This window comes from Terribacillus saccharophilus (assembly GCF_002272075.1).
Lineage (GTDB): Bacteria > Bacillota > Bacilli > Bacillales > Amphibacillaceae > Terribacillus > Terribacillus saccharophilus_A.
This window is the reverse complement of sequence record NZ_NPBJ01000003.1, coordinates 264,126-288,214: the sequence shown is the minus strand read 5'-3', so window position 1 is coordinate 288,214 and position 24,089 is coordinate 264,126. Positions and strand designations below refer to the sequence as shown.

General features: G+C 44.4%; 25 protein-coding genes. All 25 read right to left on the bottom strand.

The window, feature by feature from the left end; genetic code table 11:
- Positions 1–15: 15 nt before the first annotated feature.
- The 25 genes from rpsO to CHH48_RS02030 all read right to left on the bottom strand — a co-directional run bounded on the left by rpsO (position 16) and on the right by CHH48_RS02030 (position 24,083).
- Entirely contained in the window at positions 16–285 is a 270-nt protein-coding gene (gene rpsO / locus CHH48_RS02150; protein ID WP_095217697.1) for a 30S ribosomal protein S15, read from the bottom strand.
- 138 nt (positions 286–423) lie between these two features.
- Positions 424–1,362 carry a bifunctional riboflavin kinase/FAD synthetase gene (locus CHH48_RS02145; protein WP_095217696.1) on the bottom strand — a complete coding sequence of 313 codons (939 nt, stop codon included), beginning with the start codon at positions 1,360–1,362 and terminating at the stop codon, positions 424–426.
- On the bottom strand, positions 1,349–2,269 hold the full coding sequence (gene truB, locus CHH48_RS02140) for a tRNA pseudouridine(55) synthase TruB (protein ID WP_095217695.1): 921 nt from the start codon (positions 2,267–2,269) through the stop codon (positions 1,349–1,351). Before truB ends, CHH48_RS02145 begins: the two co-directional genes overlap by 14 nt.
- 75 nt (positions 2,270–2,344) lie before the next feature.
- Positions 2,345–2,695 (bottom strand): 30S ribosome-binding factor RbfA, encoded by a 351-nt coding sequence (gene rbfA, locus CHH48_RS02135; RefSeq protein WP_095217694.1) that lies wholly within the window; start codon positions 2,693–2,695, stop codon positions 2,345–2,347.
- 30 nt (positions 2,696–2,725) lie between these two features.
- The gene (locus CHH48_RS02130) at positions 2,726–3,004 is read right to left on the bottom strand and encodes a DUF503 domain-containing protein (RefSeq protein ID WP_038560303.1); all 279 of its coding nucleotides are present in this window, start codon (positions 3,002–3,004) and stop codon (positions 2,726–2,728) included.
- Positions 3,001–5,157, bottom strand: coding sequence for a translation initiation factor IF-2 (infB, locus tag CHH48_RS02125; RefSeq protein ID WP_095217693.1), 2,157 nt, complete (start codon positions 5,155–5,157; stop codon positions 3,001–3,003). Before infB ends, CHH48_RS02130 begins: the two co-directional genes overlap by 4 nt.
- A gap of 4 nt (positions 5,158–5,161) precedes the next feature.
- On the bottom strand, positions 5,162–5,479 hold the full coding sequence (locus CHH48_RS02120; RefSeq protein ID WP_095217692.1) for a L7Ae/L30e/S12e/Gadd45 family ribosomal protein: 318 nt from the start codon (positions 5,477–5,479) through the stop codon (positions 5,162–5,164).
- Positions 5,476–5,748, bottom strand: coding sequence for an RNase P modulator RnpM (gene rnpM, locus CHH48_RS02115; protein ID WP_095217691.1), 273 nt, complete (start codon positions 5,746–5,748; stop codon positions 5,476–5,478). Before rnpM ends, CHH48_RS02120 begins: the two co-directional genes overlap by 4 nt.
- A gap of 15 nt (positions 5,749–5,763) precedes the next feature.
- Positions 5,764–6,870 (bottom strand): transcription termination factor NusA, encoded by a 1,107-nt coding sequence (gene nusA / locus CHH48_RS02110; protein ID WP_095217690.1) that lies wholly within the window; start codon positions 6,868–6,870, stop codon positions 5,764–5,766.
- Positions 6,871–6,884: 14 nt separating this feature from the next.
- Positions 6,885–7,358, bottom strand: a complete 474-nt coding sequence (gene rimP / locus CHH48_RS02105; protein WP_095217689.1) for a ribosome maturation factor RimP — start codon at positions 7,356–7,358, stop codon at positions 6,885–6,887.
- Positions 7,359–7,636: 278 nt separating this feature from the next.
- Positions 7,637–11,929, bottom strand: coding sequence for a PolC-type DNA polymerase III (locus tag CHH48_RS02100; protein ID WP_095217688.1), 4,293 nt, complete (start codon positions 11,927–11,929; stop codon positions 7,637–7,639).
- Positions 11,930–12,009: 80 nt separating this feature from the next.
- Positions 12,010–13,707 carry a proline--tRNA ligase gene (locus CHH48_RS02095; protein WP_095217687.1) on the bottom strand — a complete coding sequence of 566 codons (1,698 nt, stop codon included), beginning with the start codon at positions 13,705–13,707 and terminating at the stop codon, positions 12,010–12,012.
- 15 nt (positions 13,708–13,722) lie between these two features.
- Positions 13,723–14,979: an RIP metalloprotease RseP gene (gene rseP, locus CHH48_RS02090; RefSeq protein WP_095217686.1), complete on the bottom strand. Its 1,257-nt coding sequence runs from the start codon at positions 14,977–14,979 to the stop codon at positions 13,723–13,725.
- A gap of 15 nt (positions 14,980–14,994) precedes the next feature.
- Positions 14,995–16,140 (bottom strand): 1-deoxy-D-xylulose-5-phosphate reductoisomerase, encoded by a 1,146-nt coding sequence (dxr, locus tag CHH48_RS02085; RefSeq protein ID WP_095217685.1) that lies wholly within the window; start codon positions 16,138–16,140, stop codon positions 14,995–14,997.
- Positions 16,141–16,167: 27 nt separating this feature from the next.
- The gene (locus CHH48_RS02080) at positions 16,168–16,992 is read right to left on the bottom strand and encodes a phosphatidate cytidylyltransferase (protein WP_095217684.1); all 825 of its coding nucleotides are present in this window, start codon (positions 16,990–16,992) and stop codon (positions 16,168–16,170) included.
- 15 nt (positions 16,993–17,007) lie between these two features.
- Positions 17,008–17,772, bottom strand: coding sequence for an isoprenyl transferase (locus CHH48_RS02075; protein ID WP_095217683.1), 765 nt, complete (start codon positions 17,770–17,772; stop codon positions 17,008–17,010).
- Between the two features lie 146 nt (positions 17,773–17,918).
- Entirely contained in the window at positions 17,919–18,476 is a 558-nt protein-coding gene (frr, locus tag CHH48_RS02070) for a ribosome recycling factor (RefSeq protein ID WP_095217682.1), read from the bottom strand.
- On the bottom strand, positions 18,476–19,201 hold the full coding sequence (pyrH, locus tag CHH48_RS02065; protein ID WP_095217681.1) for a UMP kinase: 726 nt from the start codon (positions 19,199–19,201) through the stop codon (positions 18,476–18,478). Before pyrH ends, frr begins: the two co-directional genes overlap by 1 nt.
- Before the next feature lie 65 nt (positions 19,202–19,266).
- Entirely contained in the window at positions 19,267–20,148 is an 882-nt protein-coding gene (gene tsf / locus CHH48_RS02060) for a translation elongation factor Ts (protein ID WP_095217680.1), read from the bottom strand.
- 82 nt (positions 20,149–20,230) lie between these two features.
- Positions 20,231–20,974 (bottom strand): 30S ribosomal protein S2, encoded by a 744-nt coding sequence (gene rpsB / locus CHH48_RS02055; protein ID WP_095217679.1) that lies wholly within the window; start codon positions 20,972–20,974, stop codon positions 20,231–20,233.
- 172 nt (positions 20,975–21,146) lie between these two features.
- On the bottom strand, positions 21,147–21,617 hold the full coding sequence (locus tag CHH48_RS02050) for a DUF6115 domain-containing protein (RefSeq protein ID WP_095217678.1): 471 nt from the start codon (positions 21,615–21,617) through the stop codon (positions 21,147–21,149).
- A gap of 37 nt (positions 21,618–21,654) precedes the next feature.
- Positions 21,655–22,431, bottom strand: a complete 777-nt coding sequence (locus tag CHH48_RS02045) for a FliA/WhiG family RNA polymerase sigma factor (protein WP_095218070.1) — start codon at positions 22,429–22,431, stop codon at positions 21,655–21,657.
- A gap of 50 nt (positions 22,432–22,481) precedes the next feature.
- Entirely contained in the window at positions 22,482–22,976 is a 495-nt protein-coding gene (locus CHH48_RS02040) for a chemotaxis protein CheD (RefSeq protein WP_095217677.1), read from the bottom strand.
- Positions 22,969–23,613: a chemotaxis protein CheC gene (locus tag CHH48_RS02035; protein WP_095217676.1), complete on the bottom strand. Its 645-nt coding sequence runs from the start codon at positions 23,611–23,613 to the stop codon at positions 22,969–22,971. Before CHH48_RS02035 ends, CHH48_RS02040 begins: the two co-directional genes overlap by 8 nt.
- Complete coding sequence (locus tag CHH48_RS02030; RefSeq protein ID WP_093879827.1) at positions 23,613–24,083, bottom strand: chemotaxis protein CheW; 471 nt, start codon at positions 24,081–24,083, stop codon at positions 23,613–23,615. The genes CHH48_RS02035 and CHH48_RS02030 overlap by 1 nt, the downstream gene beginning before the upstream one ends.
- Positions 24,084–24,089 lie beyond the last annotated feature (6 nt).

Genomic DNA, 24,089 nt, shown 5'->3' with positions numbered 1-24,089 from the left:
GCTTCTTAGTCAATCTTATCGGCGTAGGCCAAGTTTTTGGATTAGATCACGGTAACGAGTAACATCTTTATCGCGAAGATAGTTTAGCAAGTTACGGCGACGACCAACCATTTTCAATAGTCCACGACGTGAATGGTGATCTTTTTTGTGTGTACGAAGGTGTTCGTTAAGTGTAGTGATTTCCTCCGTTAAAACAGCGATCTGCACTTCTGGTGAACCAGTGTCAGTGTCATGTGTTTTGTATTCTGCGATAAGTTGATTCTTACGTTCTTTTGTAATTGCCATTTGTTATTCCTCCTGAAAATTCTATTTGTAAACCCCATTCCCCGAGCAATCGCCGGAGCAGCAAATTGCCAAGCGAAGGTTTTCCATAGTCCAGATTACACTTTTTACAGACAGATTGCAAGTCTCTGGGACATTATTCTATGCAAAATATGTGCTAATTTGCTCTTTATCTCGATCCAGCTGCGCAACAAGCGCATCAATTCCATTAAATTTGACTTCTTCCCGAATGAATTTCCGCCAGGAGACCGTCACATCTTCTCCATAGATTTGCTCATCGAAGTCAAGGATGTGTACTTCCAAATTCGGTACGACTGCATCCTGCTGGAAGGTCGGCTTGAAGCCTAGGTTCGCCATGCCGGCATATGTTTTCCCTTTTACCAGTACCTCTACCGCATAAACACCTACCTTTGGCAGGAAATACTCCTCAGCGATACGGATATTCGCCGTCGGATAGCCGATTGTGCGGCCGCGCTGATCACCGGTGATGACTTCTCCAGTCAACGTAAGTGGATGACCAAGCAAATCCACGGCATCTGCGATATCACCGTTTGCTACTAGCTGACGAATTTTTGTCGAACTAATTTTTTCTTCCGCACTTTCCACTTTCGCTACCGCCTCATACGTAAAGGTATGCTGCTCAGCAGCTTTCTGAAGGGTATCCGCATTACCCGCACCTTTTGTTCCGTATGTGAAATCAAATCCCGATACTAAATGACGAACTGCCAATCCATTGATAAAGCGTTCGATAAAGTTCTCCGGACTAAGACCGGCTAATTCTTTCGTGAAACCTATCAAATAAAGATAATCGATGCCCATACTTTCCAGAATTGCTTCCTTTTCATGGAGCGGTGTCAGATAATCCTCTCTAGTGTCCGCTTTTCCCAACACAACGGATGGATGCGGATGAAAGGTAATAACAGCACTTTTCAGCTGATTTTCCTGGGCAGCATTTATTGCATGCTTGATGACCTCTTGATGTCCGCGGTGAATGCCATCGAAAAAGCCAATCGCTGCACTTACAGCCGGCATGTCATCCAGTTTCATTGTTTCTGAATAATTTAATTTAATCGTTTGCATCTGTGCCACCTGCTTTCCCTGATACGAATACTCGTTTTGGCTTCAGTAAATGTGGATAGGCAGGGTGTGTCTCATAAATACCGAGAAGCTGATCGGCTTTTTGCACACGGTAGAGATCTGCTTCCGCCGGCCGCGAGAGTCGCTGGCCGTACCTGACCTTTAGTTCAATTGCTTCATCTGCCTCGATCAGCGGCATGAATTCAATCGCTTTCGTGACCGGCTGCAGCAATTGTTCCATATTTCCTGCTTCCATTGCCTCTTCCATTTTAGCAAAAGTGATCGTATCCTGTGTACGAAATGCTCCAGCCTGAGTCCGTTCCAGACTGCTCATATGAGCCGGGTAGCCAAGAGCCTTGCCTATATCCACACATAAGGTCCTGATATAAGTACCTTTTGAACAGCTGACCGTAAATCGGAACACACTTCCATCTTCGCTTACAGATGCTTTATCCAGACCATTTTCGTGAATTGTCACATGTCGCACTGGACGCTCCACGTGCTCCCCTTTCCGGGCGTATTCATACAGTTTACGGCCGTTTACCTTAACAGCAGAATACATTGGCGGTATCTGTTCGATTTCTCCGGTGAACGCTTGCAGTACCTCTTCAATAGCTTGCATAGAAATCGGTTCAGTGACCGGCTTTTCTTCGATAACCTCACCACTTTTGTCTTCCGTCTCAGTTGCAGTGCCTAGTGTTATCTCAGCCACATAAGTTTTTGATGTATCTGTCAAATACGGCACGACCTTCGTTGCCTGACCGATACAGAGCGGCAATACACCCTCTACGTCTGGATCCAGCGTACCTGTATGCCCGATTTTTTTCGTTTGTAAAATCTTGCGTGCTTTGAACACACAATCGTGGGAAGTCATCCCCTTCGGTTTCCATAATGCTAGGATCCCATTCAATGCCAGCACCCCTTTTTTTATGTAAAAAAAGAATCCCTTCCTCCCATGAAGGGCGAAGGGATTCTCCGTTGATTCTTATCTATCGGAATCGTTAAGCTCTTTAAGAAGATGCTCGATCCGATTACCTTGTTCAACCGCTTCGTCGAATTCAAATGCAAGCTCCGGTGTTTTACGCAAACGGATGCGTTTGCCGATTTCGGAACGGATGAATCCTTTTGCCTTCGCAAGGCCAAGAAGTGTGTTATGCTTCTGCTTCTCTTCGCCAAGGACGGAAATGTAGATTTTCGCCTGCTGCAGGTCTCCAGTCACTTCAACATCCGTCACTGTTACGAAGCCGACTCGCGGATCTTTAATTTTTCTAGAAATAATGTCACCAAGCTCTTTTTTCATTTGCTCTGCAACACGATTTGCACGTAGTTCACTCATATAATCACCTCATCATCATTCGGAGGGATGCTAAAGCCACTGTTTATCAGTAACTGTTCTCTCGATCTCCGGAAAAGAATCAATCAAAGCAAGCGCCTGGTCCATCACACGTTCAGCACGAACACGATCAGGAGAAGTCGTCACCAGCTCAAAGCAAGTGCGCTGCCATAAATCATGGTAGTCAGCTTCGCTGATGCTGATATTGAAAGACCCTCCAATTCGCGTCGTGATCCGCTTGACAACTGAACGCTTATCCTTGAGAGAATGCGCGTCATAGATCATACATTCTACAACGGCAGCCAGAATCATTTTCTTTCGATTTCTTCCATTACATATGCTTCAAAGACGTCGCCCTCTTTAAGATCATGGAAGTTATTCAAAGTGATTCCACACTCATAGTTTGTAGCAACTTCACGTACATCATCCTTAAATCGTTTCAGGGAATCGATTTCGTCCTCCACGATAACCACACCATCACGAATGACACGGATGGAAGCATCACGTGTGATTTTACCTTCCGTCACATAACTTCCGGCAATCGTACCGATACGGGATACTTTGATAATTTGACGAACCTCCGCTTGTCCGATGACTTTCTCTTCGAACTCAGGATCAAGCATCCCTTTCATTGCGGATTCGATTTCTTCGATTACTTTGTAGATGATACGATGCTGACGGATATCGACGTTTTCAGATTCCGCTGCTTTTTTCGCATTAACATCCGGACGAACGTTAAAACCGATGATGATCGCGTTTGAAGCAGATGCCAAGATTACATCAGATTCTGTAATTGCACCTACACCAGTGTGAATGATGCGGACTTTTACGCCTTCAACTTCGATCTTCTCTAAGGACGCTGCCATCGCTTCTACGGAACCATGTACGTCCGCTTTCACGATTAAGTTGATGTCTTTCACTTCACCTTGTTTGATCTGATTAAACAGATCCTCAAGGCTGACACGTGCGCCAGTGGAACGGTTTTGTTCAACTTGCTTCTGCTGTCTTGCTTCACCGACTTGGCGAGCTTGTTTCTCGTCTTCAAACACCATGAATTGTTCACCCGCATTTGGTACGACGTTCAATCCTGTAATCTCAACTGGCGTAGATGGAGGAGCTGTTTTCACACGGCGTCCCATATCATTCACCATTGCACGTACACGGCCAAATGCATTACCGACAACAATACTGTCACCGATATTAAGCGTACCATTCTGAACAAGCAATGTCGCAACAGGACCGCGACCTTTATCCAACTGCGCTTCGATTACAGTACCTTCAGCCAAACGGTTCGGGTTCGCTTTCAGTTCTTCAACCTCAGTTACGAGCAAGATCATTTCAAGCAGATCATCTATACCTTCGCGTTTTTTCGCAGATAGTTGGACGAAAATTGTGTCGCCGCCCCAATCTTCAGGAATTAGACCATGCTCAGTAAGCTCCTGCATTACTCGGTCTGGATTCGCACCTTCCAAGTCGATTTTGTTTACTGCTATGATGATTGGAACCTCAGCAGCTTTCGCATGGTTGATCGCTTCGACTGTTTGAGGCATAACGCCATCATCAGCAGCTACGACAAGGATTGCGATATCTGTAACTTGCGCACCGCGGGAACGCATGCTAGTGAAAGCCGCGTGACCAGGTGTATCAAGGAATGTGATTTTCTTACCGTTTTCTTCGACTTGATACGCGCCAATATGCTGCGTGATTCCGCCAGCTTCGCCTTCCGTCACTTTCGTATCACGAATGGAATCAAGTAGTGTTGTTTTACCATGGTCAACGTGTCCCATGATTGTAACAACAGCAGGACGTTCCTGCATGTCTTCTGTTTTATCTTCGATTTTGTAGTTATCTAGATCCGTTACATCAACATCTACTTCTTCTTCAACTTCGACGTCGTATTCTGCACAAATCATTTCAAGAGCATCTTTATCCAGTTCCTGGTTCTTCGTTGCCATGACACCTTGAAGGAAGAGCTTCTTAATGATTTCAGTGGACTCCCTGTGAAGTTTTGCTGCCAATTCACTGACAGTCAAAGAACCTTTGAAGGTAATTTTATCTGGAGTCGGCATTTCAGGACGCTTCTGCTGCGGTGCTTTATTCCGGTTATTGTTCCGGCCGCCGCGTCTGTTGTTGTTCTGTCCGCCTTTGCCTGGTTTTTTAGCACCATTACGCTGCTGTTGGTTGCGGTTCGGTCCACCGCCGCCACTCTTGCTTTTAGGCTTATTGTTTTGACCGCTATTATTTGCTGAGTTAGTTGTGTTTGCTGAGTTCCCCGTTTTAATCGCTACTTTCTCGCTACCCGCGCTTTTTGCTGTGAAGCTTTTATCCAGTCTGTCCTTTGCCGTTTCATTAATTGTGGACATATGATTGGATACTTCGATATTCATATCTTTTAATTTAGTGATGATTTCCTTACTGGAAACGTTTTTTTCTTTTGCGTATTCATAAACACGAATCTTTGACATACGTTCACCTCCGAGTGGATTCAGTGAGCAAAGATTTCAATTTGTCTGCAAAGCCTTGATCTAAAATGGCAATTGCGACTCTGCCGGATTTACCAATCGCTTGTGATAATTGATCCCGGTCCTCCTCTACCTGCAGGAAGTCGATGTTGTAGAAATCAGTCTTGTTGCGAAGTTTCTTTAAGGTTTGGGGACCGACATCACTGGCAGCTATTACTAGCTTTGCTTTCTGCCGCTGGACATCCCGGACAATGGCATCTTCTCCGAAGGTGCACTGTCCGGCACGTACAGCTAAGCCTAACAAATTCAAATAATTTTTACTCATGATTGCTGACCTTTCGCTAATCGCTCAAGTTCTTCATAAATAGAATCATCGATCTGTGTATTCAAGTGGCGCGCCAGCGTATCTTGTTTCTTCGCTTTTTCTATGATAGCCGTATCCTTGGAGACATACGCACCGCGACCGTTCTTCTTGCCGGTCTCATCCACAAAGACTTCGCCTTCCTTGCTGCGGACAACCCGGATCAATTCCTGTTTTGGCTTCATTTCGTTGGAAACCACACATTTTCGAAGCGGAACTTTCTTTTGTTTCATATACAGCGCCCCTTATCAATATGTGTCTTCGTCGTCAAAATCGTCGAAGTCGTCTGCTTCTGCATCCTGCTTAGTCAATATGCCAAGCTCAAGTGCTTCAGTCTCAGATTTAATATCGATTTTCCAGCCTGTTAATTTAGCTGCCAAGCGGGCGTTCTGACCACGTTTCCCGATTGCAAGGCTCAGCTGGTAATCAGGTACGATGACCGTTGTTGCTTTTTCATCCTCATTGACTAGAACAGAGATGACCTTGGAAGGACTAAGCGCATTTGATACGTATTCAACCGGATCTTCCGACCACTCAACGATATCAATTTTTTCACCTTTCAGTTCATTCACGATTGCTTGGACACGCTGACCTCGCTGACCAACGCAGGAACCGACCGGATCGACTTCTGCTTGAGATGCGTATACAGAAATCTTCGAACGATCTCCAGCCTCACGTGCCACAGAACGAATCTCTACAGTACCATCATAAATTTCTGGCACTTCCATTTCAAACAATCGCTTCAAAAGACCTGGGTGAGTCCGAGAAACGAAAATGCTTGGTCCTTTGTTCGTGTTCTCCACTTTCGTTACATATACCTTCAAGCGATCATGTATTTCATATTTCTCAGAAGACATCTGTTCGCTTTCCGGTAATTTCGCTTCGATTTTGCCAAGATCAACGTAGATGAATCTTGGATCATTGCGGGAGACGATACCTGTCATAACATCTTCTTCCCGATCCGCATATTCGCTGAAGATGACACCACGCTCTGCCTCACGTACACGCTGTGTAACGACTTGCTTCGCTGCCTGCGCTGCAATACGGCCAAAGTCCTTCGGTGTCACTTCAATTTCAACAACATCACCGATATCGTACGTACCTGAAACAGCACGAGCTTCATCTAGTGTCATCTGTTGCTGACTGTCCTCGACTTCCTCGACAACATCTTTACGTGCGAAAACTTTCATGGACCCTGTTGTTTCATTCAAATCAACACGCACATTCGTTGCAGACTTGAAGTTCTTTTTATAAGCAGAGATCAAGGCTGCTTCCAGCGCTTCGATCAGGACGTCCTTATTAATCCCTTTCTCTTTCTCCAAATAAGTAATGGCATCAAAAAGCTCGCTGCTCACTCGTATATCCCCCTTTAGTTAAACGTTACAGCCAGACGTGCCTTCGCGATTTTCTCATATGGAAGGGACACTTCCTTTTTCCTCGCTTTGATCATGACTTCCAATGTCAATACATCGTCTTCGAACGCCTTCAATGTACCTTGATACTCTTTCTCGTTATCGATCGGCTCATACAGCTTTATATGTACTGTCTTACCGATGCTTTTTGTAATTGCTTGTTTCGTTTTAAGCGGTCTTTCCGCTCCTGGCGAAGAAACCTCCAGGAAGTATGGAAGATCAACCGGATCATTCTCATCTAGAATTGCACTCAACTTCTCAGAGACGATGGCGCACTCCTCGATATCAATGCCTTCCGTTTTGTCGACATAAACACGTAGGAACCAGTTCTTGCCTTCCTTGACGAATTCTACGTCAACCAACTCAAGCTGCAGCTCTTCCACGATCGGCTGTAGATAGCTTTCCGTAACTTCCGTTATATTGGCTGCCAAAATGCTTCCTCCTTTACTGCACGCTTTCAGGCGAATATTACTTTAAAAATGGGTTGGGGCGTGCCTCTCAATAGAAAACCCTTGCCCGAAATGGAAGCAAGGGAACAATGTTTATCATGTGCTTTTTGCTACAAAAAAACGAAGAGGCGCTCCCCTTACAAACTTGATGCCGAATCCATGGTATGAAAAAGAGTGGGGAATCCCACTCTTGATCTGGTTCGTATCAATACCGCTATTGGATAATATACCACAAGTTTCTTATTTAGGCAAGAATCCTGTTAGAATAGCGAAAGCTGGTTCTGGTCAGCCATTCCTTCCAGACAGCCATGCTGATCCATATACTCCAATACCGTTTTACTGATCCTGCTTCGTTCACGCAAGTCCTCTTTTGAAAGGAACTCGCCATCTTCCCGGACTTTCACGATATTAAGCGCAGCATTGGTACCTAGTCCATCAATTGCATTGAACGGCGGAATCAAGCTGTCTCCATCAACAAGAAAGTCAGTCGCACTGGATTTATACAAATCTACCCGCTGGAAATGGAAGCCTCGCTCACACATTTCAAGGGAAAGCTCCAGTACAGTCACAAGGTTCTTCTCTTTTGGAGAAGCATCATGTCCCTTTTGGTTGATTTCGTTAATACGCTGGCGGATTGCATCCGGCCCTTTGATCATCGTATCAAGCTCGAAATCACTAGCTCGTACACTGAAGTACGCTGCATAGAAGAGAATTGGATGATGCACCTTAAAGTAGGCAATCCGTACAGCCATGAGAACATATGCAGCTGCGTGGGCTTTCGGGAACATGTACTTGATTTTTAGACAGGAATCGATATACCAATCCGGTACATTGTTCTTCTTCATATCTTCTATCCATTCTTCTTGGAGGCCTTTTCCTTTTCGGACAGACTCCATGATCTTGAACGCAAGCGATGAATCAAGACCTCTGTGCATTAAATATACCATGATGTCATCACGACATCCGATTACTTCAGGCAATGTGCAAATACCGCTGTTGATTAATTCCTGAGCATTTCCAAGCCATACATCTGTACCATGGGAAAGACCGGAAATCTGGACAAGCTCGGCAAAAGTCGACGGGTTCGTATCCTCCAGCATCTGGCGGACGAAACGCGTTCCAAACTCTGGTACACCAAGTGTACCTGTTTTACACATTATTTGTTCTGCCGTCACACCTAATGCATCTGGTCCGGAAAAGATCTTCATCACTTCCGGGTCATTCGTCGGTATCGTCTTCGGATCGATACCAGACAAATCCTGAAGCATTCGGATAACGGTCGGATCATCGTGTCCGAGAATATCCAGCTTCAGCAGATTGTCATGAATGGAGTGGAAGTCAAAGTGGGTCGTTTTCCATTCTGAATTGCGGTCATCTGCTGGGAACTGGATAGGTGTGAAGTCATATATATCTTGGTCATCAGGTACAACAATTATACCACCTGGGTGCTGACCGGTCGTTCTCTTAACACCGGTCGTTCCTTGCACAAGACGATCCACTTCCGCATTGCGAATGTGAAGCTGATTATCACTGGCATAGCCTTTTACATAACCGTAGGCTGTTTTTTCTGCTACTGTTCCGATTGTACCCGCACGATATACTTTGTCTTCTCCAAACAGCACTTTTGTGTAGTTATGGGCTTGCGGCTGATAAGCTCCGGAGAAGTTCAAATCGATATCGGGAACTTTATCTCCTTTGAATCCTAGGAAAGTTTCAAACGGGATATCTTGCCCATCCCTCTTCAATGGTTCACCGCATGACGGACAATTTTTCTCAGGCAGGTCGTAGCCACTGGCAACCGATCCATCATTAAAGAACTCGTGATGCTTACAGCCAGGGCAAACATAATGGGGCGGAAGCGGGTTTACCTCAGTAATATCGGTTAGCGTCGCAATCAAGGACGAACCGACCGACCCCCTTGACCCAACCAAATATCCATCTTCCAGAGATTTCTTCACTAGCTTATGCGAAATTAGATAAATAACAGCAAAGCCATGACCGATTATACTTTTCAATTCCTTTTCAATTCGTTTCTCGACTATATCCGGTAATGTATCACCATAAATGCTTCGGGCACGATCATAACTCATCTGGCGCATTTCGTCCTCTGCACCATCAATATTAGGCGTGTACAGATCTTCTTTGACCGGTTTCACATCTTCCATCAAGTCAGAAACCTTCTTAGAATTCGTCACAACGATCTCTTTCGCTTTCTCAGGAGGAAGGAAATCAAAGCAAGCAAGCATCTCAGCTGTCGTACGGAAATGGACATCTGGCAATGTCTGTCTGCTGAGCGGGTTACCATTTTGTGACTTGATCAAGATGTTTCGGTACTGCTTTTCGTGTTCTTCAATATAATGTACATTACCAGTCGCAACCACTGGCTTATCCAAATCTTCGCCAAGTTCGACGAGGTTGCGAAGGATGTCAAACAGATGAGCTTCATTCTGGACAAGCTCTTTCTCGATCAAATGATAATAGTTAGCTGGAGGCTGTACTTCAATCACATCATAAAATGCTGCGGCTTCTGCTGCATCTTCCTTCGATTTCTGCATCATTGCCTCGAACACTTCACCTTTATCACAGCCGGAGCTTATGATTAAGCCTTCTCGATGCTGTTCCAGCTTGGAACGAGGAATCCTCGGTACACGATAAAAGTAGTCAACATGTGACATGCTGACTAACTTGTACATATTCTTTAAGCCAGCTTCATTCTGGACATAGATTGTACAGTGATAGGGGCGGGAGCGTTGATAAGCATTTCCTTCCCCCATGTAGTTATTTAGCTGATTATGATTCAAGATTTCTTTATTGAAAGCTTCCTTCAATAAACGCCAAAGCAAGTAACTAGTAGCTTCCGTATCGTAGATTGCGCGGTGATGCTGTGTCAATTCGATATCCAGGAATTTACATAGCGTATTCAAGCGGTGATTCTTCAGCTGCGGAAACAGGAACCTTGCAAGCTCCAATGTATCAATGACTGCATTCGCTGCCTTCTCCAAACCAATTCGCTTGAAACCTTGATTTAAAAAGCCCATGTCGAAGCTTGCGTTATGGGCAACTAAAACATCGTCGCCCATCCAGGCTTTAAAATCATTTAAAACATCCTCGATTTCAGGTGCATCTACGAGCATATCGTCCGTGATGCCAGTCAAGTCAATAATTGTTTGACTCAGCTTTTGATGCGGATTGGCAAACCGTTCGAAGCGGTCGACAATTTCACCATCATGGAACCTCACTGCAGCCAGTTCGATTATCTTATCATAGGAAGCAGACAGTCCTGTCGTCTCTACGTCAAATACGATATAAGTCGCTTTTTCCAAATTGATATCTTTACTGTTGTATGCAATCGGAACTCCATCGTCAACAAGGTTGGCTTCCAATCCATAGATAACTTTTACATTATTTTTCTTACCCGCAGCAAAGGCTTCCGGATAACTCTGTACGACAGCATGATCTGTAATTGCGATACTTTCATGTCCGAATCTGGCTGCTGTCTCAATTAAACGGCTGGCTGATGTAACAGCATCCATCTGACTCATAAGCGTATGCGCATGCAGTTCTACACGCTTCTCCCCTTCTTCAGCTTCATCCCGGCGAAGGGTGACAGTGATCTGATTGATGTCATTTGCCATCATGGTCAGTTCATTTGTGAAGTTGTCTGTCTGGATGCTTCCACGTGCTTTTATCCACATGCCTTTTTTGAGCTGCTTGAATTTATCGGCATCTTCATTACCTTTAGAGAACATTTTGATTTGGAAACTGTCTGTGTAGTCCGTCACTTTCGCGATGAGCAAGTGGCGGCCAGAGCGCAATTCACGAATATCCACATCAAAAACATATCCTTGAACTGCCATACGACGTTCTTCATCCTGAATATCCTGCATGAGTGTAATTTCGTCATTAATAGCATAACCAATCATAACAGGACCTTGAGGAGCCTCATCCTGTTTCTTCGCACGTTCTTCAGAATCCTTGATAGCCTTCTGAACGAGCAAACTATCCTCTAGTGCCTTTTGCTCACGGAATTTAGTCATTTCTTCCATGCTTTGTTCTTGCACGGTAACAGTAAGCATATAAAGACCAGCACCGATTCTCTCGCAATAAGTTTGAAAAGCGGGTTCAAGTCTTTTCTTTAAAGCACTTGCTTCTGCTTCATTTCTGGCAGTTAACATAATCTTATTACCGTTAACTGTTGGTGATTGGGTTTGGACAAGATCCTTATAAGCAGGTGACAGTTTGGGATAAGTTAGGACGAAATCCTTCCAATAATCCTGGATGTGGTCACCTTCCACTGTGTTCGTAACACATCGGATTGACCAATTCACAGCAGCAATATGTGCGAAAGCTTCTGTCAGCTTAGCAGTAAAGATTTTATATATGGTTGGAGGCAGCAGATTGGCCAATTGAAAATGAAAGTGCCAGGACTTTTCTTTCGGGTCAACTTCCAATCTCTCCAGTTGACTCTCTTTGAAATGAGCTTCGATAGTTTCTTCATCTAGCTGGATCTGCTCAAGGAGCATGTCCATTTTCTCATTGCGGCTTAAACTCATTGTGACTTCTCCTCCCCCGCTAGTGGTACTGCGGTCTTGCGAAAGCCCCTGTCAAAGGATTGACAAGGGCTTGTACATTTTTATAAATAAGCAGCTATCTGATCAAGCAAATCATTCTCATGTGAAACTGCTTCTTGTTCTGTATCACGGAACTTCACTTCCACTTCGCCATCAGCGGCAAGTTTACCTACTGTGACGCAAACTGGAATACCAATCAAATCACTATCTGCGAATTTGACACCGGCACGTTCCTTACGATCATCGTACAACACATCGACGCCCGCTTCAAGTAATCTTTCATATAGACGATCAGCCAGTTCGCGCTGTTCGTCTTTTTTCGGGTTAAGGCTGATCAGATGTACTTGGAATGGACTGATGGATTTAGGCCACACAATCGCGCCTTCCTTGCTGTGCTGTTCGACAGCGGCCGCAAGTGTACGCGATACACCAATTCCATAACATCCCATAATCAGGTTCTGAGCTTTTCCTTGTTCATCAAGGAATTTAGCCTGCATTTTTTCTGCATAGAATTCACCAAGCTTAAATACCTGTCCAACTTCGATACCTTCAGCAAATTGGATTGTACCGTTACCGTCTGGAGATGGATCGCCAGCTTTGATGAATCTTAGGTCAGCATATTGCTTCACTTGGAAGTCGCGTTCTGGGTTCACATTTTTATAATGGAAGCCATCTTCATTCGCTCCGCAAGTTACATTAGCCACATACTTAACAGCATTATCTGCTATAACGTCTATATCTTCATGTACGTTGATTGGACCAAGAGATCCAAAACCAGCACCAAGCAGTTCTTTCACTTCTGCTTCAGCAGCAAGTTCAACTATTTTTGCTTGATAAAGGTTTTTTACCTTAATGTCATTGATTTCATGATCTCCACGTGAGATGACCATAACAAGACGATCATCTACTTTGAATACGACTGCTTTTAAGCCCTCTTCAAGTGAGTGCCCAAGATAATCAGCTACTTGCTGCATTGTCTTCACGTCAGGAGTCTCGATCTTCTCAAGAGTAAGAGCTTCTGTATCAGACTTTTTACCTTGATCGATTACTTCAGCCATTTCAATATTGGCAGCATAATCTGATACATCGCTGAATGCAATTGTATCTTCCCCAACAGATGCAAGAGCCATGAATTCGTGGGTATCCTTTCCGCCCATTGCTCCGGAATCGGCCACTACTGCACGGAAATTCAACCCTACTCGTTTAAAGATGCGATGGTAAGCGTCAGAGATAGTCTCATAAGCTTCATCTAAACTCTCGTAATCAGCGTGGAAACTATATGCATCTTTCATGATAAATTCTCGGCCGCGCAATAGTCCAAAACGAGGACGCTGTTCATCACGGTACTTCGTTTGAATTTGATACACCGTAAGCGGTAATTTTTTATAACTGTTCAATTCATCACGTACTAAACTTGTTGTTACTTCCTCGTGAGTAGGACCAAGTGCGAATTCCCGGTTGTTCCGGTCATGCATACGCATCAGTTCAGGTCCGTATACCTTCCATCGGCCTGTTTCTTTCCATAATTCTGCAGGCTGTAGTGCTGGCATAAGCATCTCGCTCGCACCTGTACGATCCAACTCCTCACGGATGATCGTTTCTACTTTTCGCAGCACTTTCGTACCAAGCGGCAAGTAGCTGTAGATTCCAGAAGCTGTCTGGCGGATATATCCGCCTTTGACTAACAGCTGATGGCTGATTGCTTCTGCATCAGCTGGAACTTCTCTTAGTGTTGGTATAAATGTTTTACTTTGTCGCATTCTTCCACCTCTGCATCATAAAAATAGCCGCTGTATATCATTCCAAGTGACCACAATCATCAAAAGCATGAGCAAAGCGAATCCAATGAAATGGACCACTGCTTCTTTTTGTGGTTCAACTGGTCTACCTCTCAATGCTTCCACACCGATGAATAACAATCGTCCACCATCAAGTGCGGGCAGCGGAACGAGGTTAACGATCCCAAGATTGACACTTAGAAGTGCTGTCCATTGGATCAGATTGATAAATCCTGTTTTTACTACTTGATCTGTTGCATCATATATACCTACTGGACCAGAAAGCGCATCGATACTAAGCTGACCAGTAATCAGCTGTCCTAAATTGGTTATGATCATTGTTCCGAATTCCCAAGTTTGCTTGAAAGTGTAAGGAATCGCACCTAAGAAACTTTTCTCCATTGCGAGCGTTACACCAATTTGACCAATTTTCTGATCGCCGTTTTCCACAAGTGCAGGAGTCATCATCAACTGCTGCTCCTGACCATCTCGAACAATTGTTGCCTCAAGTTCTTTATCGGGGTTCTCACGAACGATAGACGTGAACTCATCCCAAGTTTGCACAGGCGTTCCATCAATTGCTGTAATTTCATCGCCTGATTGAATTCCAGCTTCTTGTGCAGCTGATCCATCTTGTACAGTTCCTACGGCTGCGTTGTCAGCTGGTACTCCCTGTATAAGAGCAAGGATGAAAAACAGCACAAGAGCAAGCAGGAAATTCATCATCGGACCTGCAAACAATTGCATCGCTCGCTGCCGCTTGTTCTTGGAAGCGAATTGTCGGTTATATGGAGCGATTTGAGTTTCTGTCTCGTCCATCACGTACATAGCTTTCTCATGGACAGGGAAGGAAAGTCGTTCTTCCTCACCTATCTCATAACCATATATCATCAGGCTATGATCCAAATCTGCACTTTCAACTTCAATGACACGTGCATACGGATGCTTGGATTTATTATTGACGATAATCTTCGTTACTTCCTGTTTGTCATTGAATTCGAGACCGATATGATGACCAGGCTTCAATTCCACGATTTCCGGATCTTCACCGGCAACGCGAACATATCCCCCAATTGGGAGTAGTCTGATCGTATAAAGTGTCTCATTTTTCATCCAGGAAAAGATCTTGGGTCCAAAACCGATGGCGAATTCACGCGCTAGCATGCCAGCCCGCTTCGCAAAAATCAAATGTCCGAGTTCGTGCACGAAAACGAGCAGCCCGAACACTAGGATAAACGCAATAATAGTTGTCACAATGGGCACCTGCCTTTATTGGATATAGGACCTCACTTGACTCCGCGTGAGACGATCTGTTTCCATGATTGTTTCCAAAGAAGGGAAAGATTCATAGGCATGTGCATCTAATGCGCGCGCTACATAATCCTCTATTGTCAGGAAAGATATCTTCCCTGCAAGAAACAACGCTACAGCCTCCTCATTCGCAGCATTTAATACGGTAGTGGCAGTGCCGCCGGCTCTGCCCGCTTCGTATGCCATCCGCAAACAAGGAAATCGTTCCATACTCATTTCCTCAAAGTGGAGTTTGCCTATTTCCACTAAGTTTAACCTTTTTGAAACGGCTAAATCAAGTCTTTCAGGGTAGGTGAGTGCATACTGGATCGGAACCCGCATATCTGGTGTACCAAGCTGGGCAAGGACACTGTAATCCTTATACTCTACCATGCTATGGATGATACTCTCCCTGTGCTGGACAACCTCGATATCATCATAATCGATCCCAAATAACCAATGTGCTTCAATAACTTCCAAGCCCTTGTTCATCATCGTTGCAGAATCGATGGTGATTTTTTGTCCCATACTCCAATTGGGATGGCGAAGGGCATCCTCCAGTGTTACATGTTTAAGCTCATCCCTCGTCTTATCTCGGAAACTTCCGCCAGAAGCGGTAATGATCAGCTTGTTCACGTCCTCAAGCTTTTCCCCGTTCAAACATTGGAATATAGCTGCGTGTTCACTATCTACCGGAAGCAGATTAACACCATGCTTCTTCGCTTCAGCCATGACAAGATGACCGGCTGAAACCAGCGTTTCCTTATTGGCGAATGCTACCTGCTTCTTAGCACGGATTGCTTCCAGCGTCGCTTCCAGTCCGATACTGCCGAGAACAGCATTTACGACAACATCGACCTCACCTGCTGAAGAGATTGCTACCATTCCAGTGGAACCGACCAGGATTTCTGTATGCGGATGTGCCTGATGAAGTTTCTCTTTTGTCTGTTCATCCTGTACAACTACTACAGCCGGTTCGAACTCCTTGATAAGCGGCAATGCTTTTTCAATGTTTCGTCCGAATGCCATACTGTGAAGTCGAAATGCTTCCGGATGAGTGCGGATGACATCCAATGTCTGCAAACCGATTGAACCGGTTGCACCTAATAATGCGATTGTTTTCATCGGACACGCTCCTCTATATATACTCTATTAAATGAATTGGATTAAATGCAAGATCGGGAAAACAAAAATCATACTGTCGAAACGATCCAAAATTCCGCCATGTCCCGGCAGGATTTTCCCAGAATCTTTTACTAGGTAATGACGTTTAAAAGCAGATTCAACCATATCCCCAAGCTGACCAAAGAGAGCTATCAAGATACATACTCCGGCAACAATTAAAATGGAGCTGCTTACAGGGGAAATAAACTGGAATACAATTCCTGCTATACAGCCAAGAACGAGGCCGCCTATGCCACCTTCGATTGTCTTGTTCGGACTGATTGTAGGCCAGAGCTTACGTTTACCGAAAGCTTTTCCAAAGAAATAAGCTCCCGAGTCAGTTGCCCAAATGACAACCAGGACAAAAATGAACTTGGACAATCCTGTTACAATATGATCTCCGATTATCTCATTCGGAGCGTTCCTCGTAATGATGAAATAGAGGAAGCCAAAACCGATGTACACAACTGTGATTAGCAGGAATCCTGCATCTTCGAAAGTGAACCGGTTCTTTGCCAGTACTGTGTAGCTCAAGAGTAGAATAACGGAAAATAAAAGGATATCCGTTTTATTGATATGTAAATCGAACATTGTGTTGATCATGCCCAGGTCCGGGGCCAATAGCCCCCATAGCAACAGGACACTCACGATGGATGGTACTTTATATTTCGCGATTTTGCGCATACGCAGCAGCTCGATGAAGGCAATGGTCGCGATCAAATAAATAAACGCCTCAAACCATGCTCCGCCAAGCAACACAAAAATCATGAAGAATATGCCTGCAATAACCGCTGTGATCAATCGTTGCTTCATTGTTAAATAGTCACCTCAAATACCGCCATAGCGCCGTTTTCTGTTCTGGAAATCACTGACTGCCTGCTCGAAAAGCAGTTCATCGAAATCAGGCCACAATACTTCCGTGAACCAAAGCTCTGAATAAGCACTCTGCCAAAGCAGAAAGTTGCTTAACCGATGCTCGCCGCTTGTACGGATGATTAAATCCGGGTCTGACAATTTTTCAGTATATAAGTAGCTGGAAATACATGACTCATCGATATCTTCCATTTGCAGTTTCTTATCGGAGATATCCTGCATCATACTTTGCACAGCATGAACGAGCTCGTACCGTCCGCCATAATTCAGTGCGAAGTTGAGAATGAGGCCATCGTTATGTTTCGTCTGCTCCATCGCTTCTTTGATCGCTTCCTTAGTGAAGGAAGGCAACCCTTCAAAATCTCCGATCGTCTGTACCTTAACGTTCTCTTCGATGAGCTCAGGCAAGTAAGTCGTAAGAAACTCCTTTGGCAGCTTCATCAAAAAGTCTACCTCCGCCTGAGGCCGTTTCCAGTTTTCTTTGGAAAAAGCATACAGTGTAAGTACTTTCACATCGATCCGATTTGCAGCTTTTACAATCCGGCGAACAGTTGTCATCCCCTCTTTGTGTCCCGCAATTCGAGGAAGGCCGCGCTTTTTCGCCCAGCGACCATTTCCATCCATGATAATGGCCACGTGTCCTGGAATGTTTTCAAGATTTAGAGTCGATGGCTGTAATTCTATTCTTCTTTTCCTATTGAAAAAAGGAAGTTTAATCATTTTGAATCCTCCATTGGGCTTTTTTCTCTGCTGACTGAAAAGAGCCAGAGGCGCCCTGTGCAGTACTGCTCTTTGCTTCTCTCAAAAAGAGCAAAAACCCCCTTTAGCAAGAGGGTCTTGTACTACTTATTTTACATGGTTAAGGGTCAAACTTCCAATATTTCTTTTTCTTTGTCTTTTGCAAGACCTTCTAGCTGGGTGATGTGCTTGTCCGTTTCCGTTTGCACATCATCCTGGAAGCCTTTTAATTCATCAGTTGTAAGTTCTTTATTCTTCTCAGCTTTCTTCAATTGATCGTTGCTGTCGCGGCGTATATTTCGGATTTGCACTTTCGCCTCTTCTAAATATTTAGAAACGACTTTCACTAAATCCTTCCGTCGCTCCTCTGTCAGTGCAGGGATGCTAAGACGAATTAAATTACCATCACTGGAAGGAGATAGGCCAAGGTCAGCCTTTTGGATAGCTTTTTCGATATCGGAGATTGCTGTTTTGTCATAAGGTGTGATTACAAGCATACGCGCTTCTGGAGCTGTAATACTTGCTAATTGGTTTAACGGTGTGGAAGCACCATAATAATCTGCATAAACACTATCCAAAAGTGATGGATTCGCACGTCCTGCACGTACAGTCGCCAGCTGTCTGGAGAAAGCCTGTACTGCATGTGTCATTTTGCTTTTCGCATCAGAAATGATTGCTGTTGACATTATTTATTCCCCCTAATAATCGTTCCGATACTCTCACCGGAAACTGCTTTTTTGATGTTTCCTTTTTCACTAATAGAGAACACAAGTAGTGGAATATCATTGTCCATACATAAAGTGGAGGCTGTCGCATCCATGACTCCCAGTCCTTCATTCAGGATATCCAAATAAGTTAGAGTGTCATACTTCACAGCATCTGCTACCAATTTAGGATCAGCATTGTACACGCCATCGACATTATTCTTTGCCATCAGGATTACTTCAGCTTCGATTTCAGCTGCTCTTAAGGCTGCTGTTGTATCAGTCGAGAAGTACGGGTTTCCTGTTCCTGCTGCAAAGATGACGACACGTTTTTTCTCAAGGTGACGAATCGCCTTACGACGGATATACGGCTCAGCTACTTGGCGCATTTCAATAGATGTCTGAACTCTTGTCGGAACATCAAGGTTCTCCAAGCTGTCCTGTAATGCAAGAGAATTCATCACTGTTGCCAGCATACCCATATAGTCAGCATTTGCACGGTCCATTCCCATCTCGCTGCCGACTTTTCCGCGCCAGATGTTACCGCCGCCTACGACAACTGCAACTTCTACTCCCATTTCAGCTACTTCTTTTACTTGTTCCGCAATCGAACGAATGACGGAAGGTTCAATACCATAGCCGACTTGGCCGCTTAATGCTTCTCCACTTAGTTTTAATACGATTCGTTTATAAGGTGTTGTAGTCATCATTGCCTCCAAAGGTATGTATTTTGTAAAAAAGGGAACACAAAGTGTCCCCTCTTTTGTCGTACTTATTTTTTAACTTGGCTCATTACTTCGTCAACGAAGTTATCTTCACGTTTTTCCATACCTTCGCCCACTTCATAACGAACAAAGTTAACTACAGAAGCACCTTTGTCGGATACGTATTTCTTCACTTTTTGATCTGGATCTTTGATGAAGCTTTGTTCAAGCAAGCAGATCTCTTCGAAGAATTTACCAAGACGGCCTTCTACCATCTTCTCAACGATGTTTTCTGGCTTACCTTCGTTTAGAGCTTGTGTTTTCAATACTTCGCGCTCACGTTCTACTTCGTCAGCAGCAACTGCATCACGAGAAACGTAACGAGGGTTAACCGCAGCGATGTGCATTGCAACATCTTTACCAAGCTCTGCATCAGTTGTACCGTCAAGCAATGCCAATACGCCGATACGTCCGCCGCCATGTGTATAAGCGCCGAATGCTTGGTTGCCTTCTTTGCTTGCAAGTGCGAAGCGGCGAAGAGAAATCTTTTCTCCGATTTTCGCGATAGCAGCATTGATGTATTCCTCAACAGTTTGGTCACCGTTGATTTTTTGTTCCAATGCTTCTTCTACGTTAGCTGGTTTGTTAGTAAGGATATGCTGAGCAAGATCATTCAATAGTGTTTTGAACTGATCGTTCTTTGTAACGAAGTCAGTTTCACAGTTCACTTCAAGCAATACAGCAAGGTCGCCTTCTGTAGCAATGAAAGTTAAACCTTCTGCAGCGATACGATCCGCTTTCTTAGCAGCTTTCGCAATACCGTTCTCGCGAAGGTAATCGATCGCTTTCTCCATGTCACCATCTGTTTGTGTCAAAGCTTTTTTACAATCCATCATACCTGCGCCAGTTTTTTCGCGCAATTCTTTTACCATTTGTGCCGTGATTGCCATCGTAAATGCCTCCTTAGGGTTTGGACAATTTAATTCTTGAAAAAAGGGTGATAAAAGGTCCCCCCTTATCACCCTTCATCCATTACTCGCTTACAGCTTCTGTAGCTTCTTCAGCAGCTGTAGCTTCTTGGTCTTCCAATTCTTCACCTTGCTTGGATTCCAAGATAGCATCAGCCATTTTGGAAGTAAGCAATTTGACAGCGCGGATTGCGTCATCATTTGCAGGGATCACGTAATCGATTTCGTCCGGATCACAGTTAGTATCAACGATACCGATGATTGGAATATTCAATTTATGAGCTTCTGCAATAGCGATTCTTTCTTTGCGTGGGTCGATAACGAATAGAGCGTCAGGGATTCTTTCCATGTCTTTGATACCGCCTAGGAATTTAACAAGACGTTCTTTTTCTTTATTCAAACCTACTACTTCTTTTTTAGGAAGTACTTCGAAAGTACCGTCTTCTTCCATGCGCTCGATGGATTTCAAACGGTTGATACGTTTGCGGATTGTCTGGAAGTTAGTAAGCGTACCACCCAACCAACGTTGGTTAACAAAGTACTGACCAGAACGGATCGCTTCTTCTTTCACAGATTCCTGTGCTTGTTTCTTCGTACCTACGAAAAGAATAGTACCGCCATCAGCAGCAAGTTCTTTCACGTAGTTGTAAGCTTCGTCGACTTTCTTAACTGTTTTCTGAAGGTCGATGATGTAGATGCCGTTACGCTCAGTGAAGATATATTTCTTCATTTTTGGGTTCCAACGGCGAGTCTGGTGACCGAAATGAACACCAGCTTCAAGCAATTGTTTCATTGAAATGACTGACATAGTGTTTCCTCCTAATGGTTTTTTCTCCTCCGACTGCTTCATCTTTTATCGGGAACTGACAAACTGTCAGCACCTCCCGTAAAAATCGGCAGACGTGTGTATTAACACCAAAAATAAATATAGCACAGCTATAACCATCAATCAAGCATCTTAGACATGTTTTTGTACTTTCTCAGCTTTTTCTGTTATTTTCACCATTTTTCTTCATTAAAAGAATCAATTCTACTTCCGTCTTCCCCATTCCGAGCTGCTTCGCAATCTCAACAGAAGCCATTCCTTGATCATGAAGCTGCAGAACTCGACTGAGGTTGGACATGGATACTTGATCTTCTTCCTCCACCGGTTGCGGCGGTGTGTAATCAGAAGCCGGATGTGTGTCGTCTTCTGTTGCGGGAGCAGGTTGGCTGTTTTTCTCCTCCACGTTTTTTTGCGAGTAGGCTTTGCCTGGCTGAGGTTCTGCATGTAGAAGTCGATCATTCTCTTCTTTCAATTCATTGAGTATAGAACTGAGCATCGCTTCGTACGCTTGTTTATCCTTCTGATGCCGGCTTTCCAGCTGCTGTACGTTTGATTGCAATGCGCGGATAGCGATGAAGGTCAGTACATGAAGGAGCAGACTGGCACAGACTAGTAGTGTGAGCATGGAGAACCTTCTTTCTATATAAAATTGGAAATAGCTTTCAGCTAGTTGCTGAAAGCTTGGCTAGAGATTCCCGTAATTTGAAGATGGCACGTTTGTGAATTTGTGAAATTCGTGATGTTGTCAATTCCAGTATGTGTCCGATTTCGGTAAACGTTAATTCTTCCTTATAGAAAAGGCTGATAACAAGCTGTTCATGTTGATTTAGATGCTTGATGCTGTCTGTCAGCTGAAGAACAAGTTCCTTCTGCAGCACTGCATCTTCCGGCTGCGGTGTCTTGAGATCAGGAAGAACATAACTAGTATCCTGTTTGTCTTGCTTTGGGCGGGCAGGCTTGTCATCCATGGAAAGAACATTGGAGAATAGTGCATCTCGCACCGCTTCTTCTACTTCCTCCCGGCTCAAGCCGGTCTGCTTTGCAATCTCTACGCTGGTCGGTTTCCGTTCCAGTGATTGTTCGAGATTGCTCGCAGCTGCTTCTATTTTCTTCACTTTATCACGTACCGTTCGGGGAAGCCAGTCTTCCTTCCGCAGACCGTCCATGATGGCACCTCTGACTCGGAAGGAAGCATATGTTTCAAATTTAAAATCCCGGCTTGGCTCAAACTTTTGTAAAGCATCATACAATCCTGTGTAACCGAAGCTTCTGACATCATCTCTGCTCACACTGGAGGGAAGGTGCGCAGCGATGCGCTGCGTATGATAATCTACTACATGCATATACATCCGCATCAATTCATTGGCAGCTTCGCTATCTTTTTTATAAAACCAGCTGTTCCAATACTGCTGTTCTGTTTCTGATCCATAATTGATCATGAAACTCCCTCCTTTGTTTGCTGTTACGTCATAAGAATGAAGCTGCTCCATTATATGATCGCTTCCTCTTTACTTACTGTTTTAATCTTCAAACCACAAGTATCTGTATTGAATTCAATCGTACGTCCATTGCTCCCCCCGACATCCTTGCTCTCGATGGGGATGCGATATTCTCGAAGCTTCTGCTCCACTGCTTCAATATTACGCGGACCAATTCGCATTTTCTCGTCACTGGACATGAAGGAGAACATCTGCGCTCCGCCTGCAAGCTTCGCTTTGAAACGACTCCTGCTTGCACCATGACGCAGCAGATTGGCAATCAAGTCATCCATAGCTGTATCTGCATATTTATTTCGGTTCATCTGTGTCTGTTTAGCCAGACTAGAGTCGGGCAGCATGACATGTGCCATACCAGCAATTCTCTTTTGCTTATCGTATACGACAACCCCGACACAAGACCCAAGACCTGCTGTCCGAAGATGCTGTGGATAGGCGACGATTTTTGCATCGGCAATCCCGACATGCAAGATTTCAGCTTCAATCATCTTCCTCGACTCCTAAAGCACGAAATAAATGACCGAATGCATCTGGATGAAGCAGCAGCAGAAATTTCCCTTCAACCATATGCTGTTGCTGATTCGGATCGCTCAGTGAGATGACCGTATCGATGACGACGGTAAAATCGCTTTCCTCGGCTATCTCGATTAAACCGTTAGCTAAGATGGCGCCCCCCATATCGACACTGATTTGCGGAACCGATGGCTGCATATTCACTTTGGCGAAGTCGCTTATTGCAGATAAGTAACTTCCTGCCAGGATGTTTCCCATTTCATGCAAAGCAGAAAGATTGATATCATCATTGGACGTGTTGGACCATGAAAAACTCTCATCTCCAGTTATATAATGTACGAATAACTCCGCTTCAGCAGGTTGGAGCAAAAAGAACATATTCCCTGGCGCATCTCCCTGAACCGTAAGATAGATAGCTGCCAGCGGCTGCTCAGCCCCGCCGATAGATTCAATCAATTCATTAAAGTGACAGATTCGAACTGCCGGCACTTTCATATCGATATCTTGGCGGAGCAAAGTGGAAAGCGCCGTAGCTGCATTGCCTGCCCCGATGTTTCCTGCTTCTTTCAATGCATCCAGCTGATCTTCCGTTATATAGCGTAGATCATACATTAGCTTTCGATGGACTTGATTGCTTCGATTTCATGGAATTTCAAGACTTTTCTTAGATCAAGTAAAATCACAAGTCTGTCTTCAAGTTTCACTACTCCATCGATGTAATCGACATTGATTGCCCCAATAACTTGCGGCGCCTCTTCGATCTTATCTACTGGAATATCCACGACATCATTCGCTGCATCCACAATCAAACCCATTGATGTATCATCCAGATCCACAATGATGATTCTTGTATTTTCATCGACCGGAGTCTCTTCAAGTCCAAGACGGCTTCGCAAATCAACGATTGGCGTAACAACACCGCGCATATTGATAACACCTTTGATAAAGCTCTCTGTATTTGGAACTCTCGTAATGTGCTCCATCTTCTCGATAGACCCTACTTGTGTTACCGGTACTGCGTATTCTTCGTTTTTTAACTGAAAAACAATTACTTTCACATCTTGTACGATTTCTTCTGCCATGATGAA

Bases quoted from the DNA above. Each gene is read 5' to 3' on its own strand.
- rpsO (WP_095217697.1), bottom strand. From the start codon at position 285: ATGGCAATTACAAAAGAACGTAAGAATCAACTTATCGCAGAATACAAA.
- CHH48_RS02145 (WP_095217696.1), bottom strand. From the start codon at position 1,362: ATGCAAACGATTAAATTAAATTATTCAGAAACAATGAAACTGGATGAC.
- rbfA (WP_095217694.1), bottom strand. From the start codon at position 2,695: ATGAGTGAACTACGTGCAAATCGTGTTGCAGAGCAAATGAAAAAAGAG.
- CHH48_RS02130 (WP_038560303.1), bottom strand. From the start codon at position 3,004: ATGATTCTGGCTGCCGTTGTAGAATGTATGATCTATGACGCGCATTCT.
- infB (WP_095217693.1), bottom strand. From the start codon at position 5,157: ATGTCAAAGATTCGTGTTTATGAATACGCAAAAGAAAAAAACGTTTCC.
- CHH48_RS02120 (WP_095217692.1), bottom strand. From the start codon at position 5,479: ATGAGTAAAAATTATTTGAATTTGTTAGGCTTAGCTGTACGTGCCGGA.
- rnpM (WP_095217691.1), bottom strand. From the start codon at position 5,748: ATGAAACAAAAGAAAGTTCCGCTTCGAAAATGTGTGGTTTCCAACGAA.
- CHH48_RS02100 (WP_095217688.1), bottom strand. From the start codon at position 11,929: ATGAGTTTAAGCCGCAATGAGAAAATGGACATGCTCCTTGAGCAGATC.
- CHH48_RS02095 (WP_095217687.1), bottom strand. From the start codon at position 13,707: ATGCGACAAAGTAAAACATTTATACCAACACTAAGAGAAGTTCCAGCT.
- dxr (WP_095217685.1), bottom strand. From the start codon at position 16,140: ATGAAAACAATCGCATTATTAGGTGCAACCGGTTCAATCGGTTTGCAG.
- CHH48_RS02080 (WP_095217684.1), bottom strand. From the start codon at position 16,992: ATGAAGCAACGATTGATCACAGCGGTTATTGCAGGCATATTCTTCATG.
- CHH48_RS02075 (WP_095217683.1), bottom strand. From the start codon at position 17,772: ATGATTAAACTTCCTTTTTTCAATAGGAAAAGAAGAATAGAATTACAG.
- frr (WP_095217682.1), bottom strand. From the start codon at position 18,476: ATGTCAACAGCAATCATTTCTGATGCGAAAAGCAAAATGACACATGCA.
- pyrH (WP_095217681.1), bottom strand. From the start codon at position 19,201: ATGACTACAACACCTTATAAACGAATCGTATTAAAACTAAGTGGAGAA.
- tsf (WP_095217680.1), bottom strand. From the start codon at position 20,148: ATGGCAATCACGGCACAAATGGTAAAAGAATTGCGCGAAAAAACTGGC.
- rpsB (WP_095217679.1), bottom strand. From the start codon at position 20,974: ATGTCAGTCATTTCAATGAAACAATTGCTTGAAGCTGGTGTTCATTTC.
- CHH48_RS02050 (WP_095217678.1), bottom strand. From the start codon at position 21,617: ATGCTCACACTACTAGTCTGTGCCAGTCTGCTCCTTCATGTACTGACC.
- CHH48_RS02045 (WP_095218070.1), bottom strand. From the start codon at position 22,431: ATGATCAATTATGGATCAGAAACAGAACAGCAGTATTGGAACAGCTGG.
- CHH48_RS02040 (WP_095217677.1), bottom strand. From the start codon at position 22,976: ATGATTGAAGCTGAAATCTTGCATGTCGGGATTGCCGATGCAAAAATC.
- CHH48_RS02035 (WP_095217676.1), bottom strand. From the start codon at position 23,613: ATGTATGATCTACGCTATATAACGGAAGATCAGCTGGATGCATTGAAA.
- CHH48_RS02030 (WP_093879827.1), bottom strand. From the start codon at position 24,083: ATGGCAGAAGAAATCGTACAAGATGTGAAAGTAATTGTTTTTCAGTTA.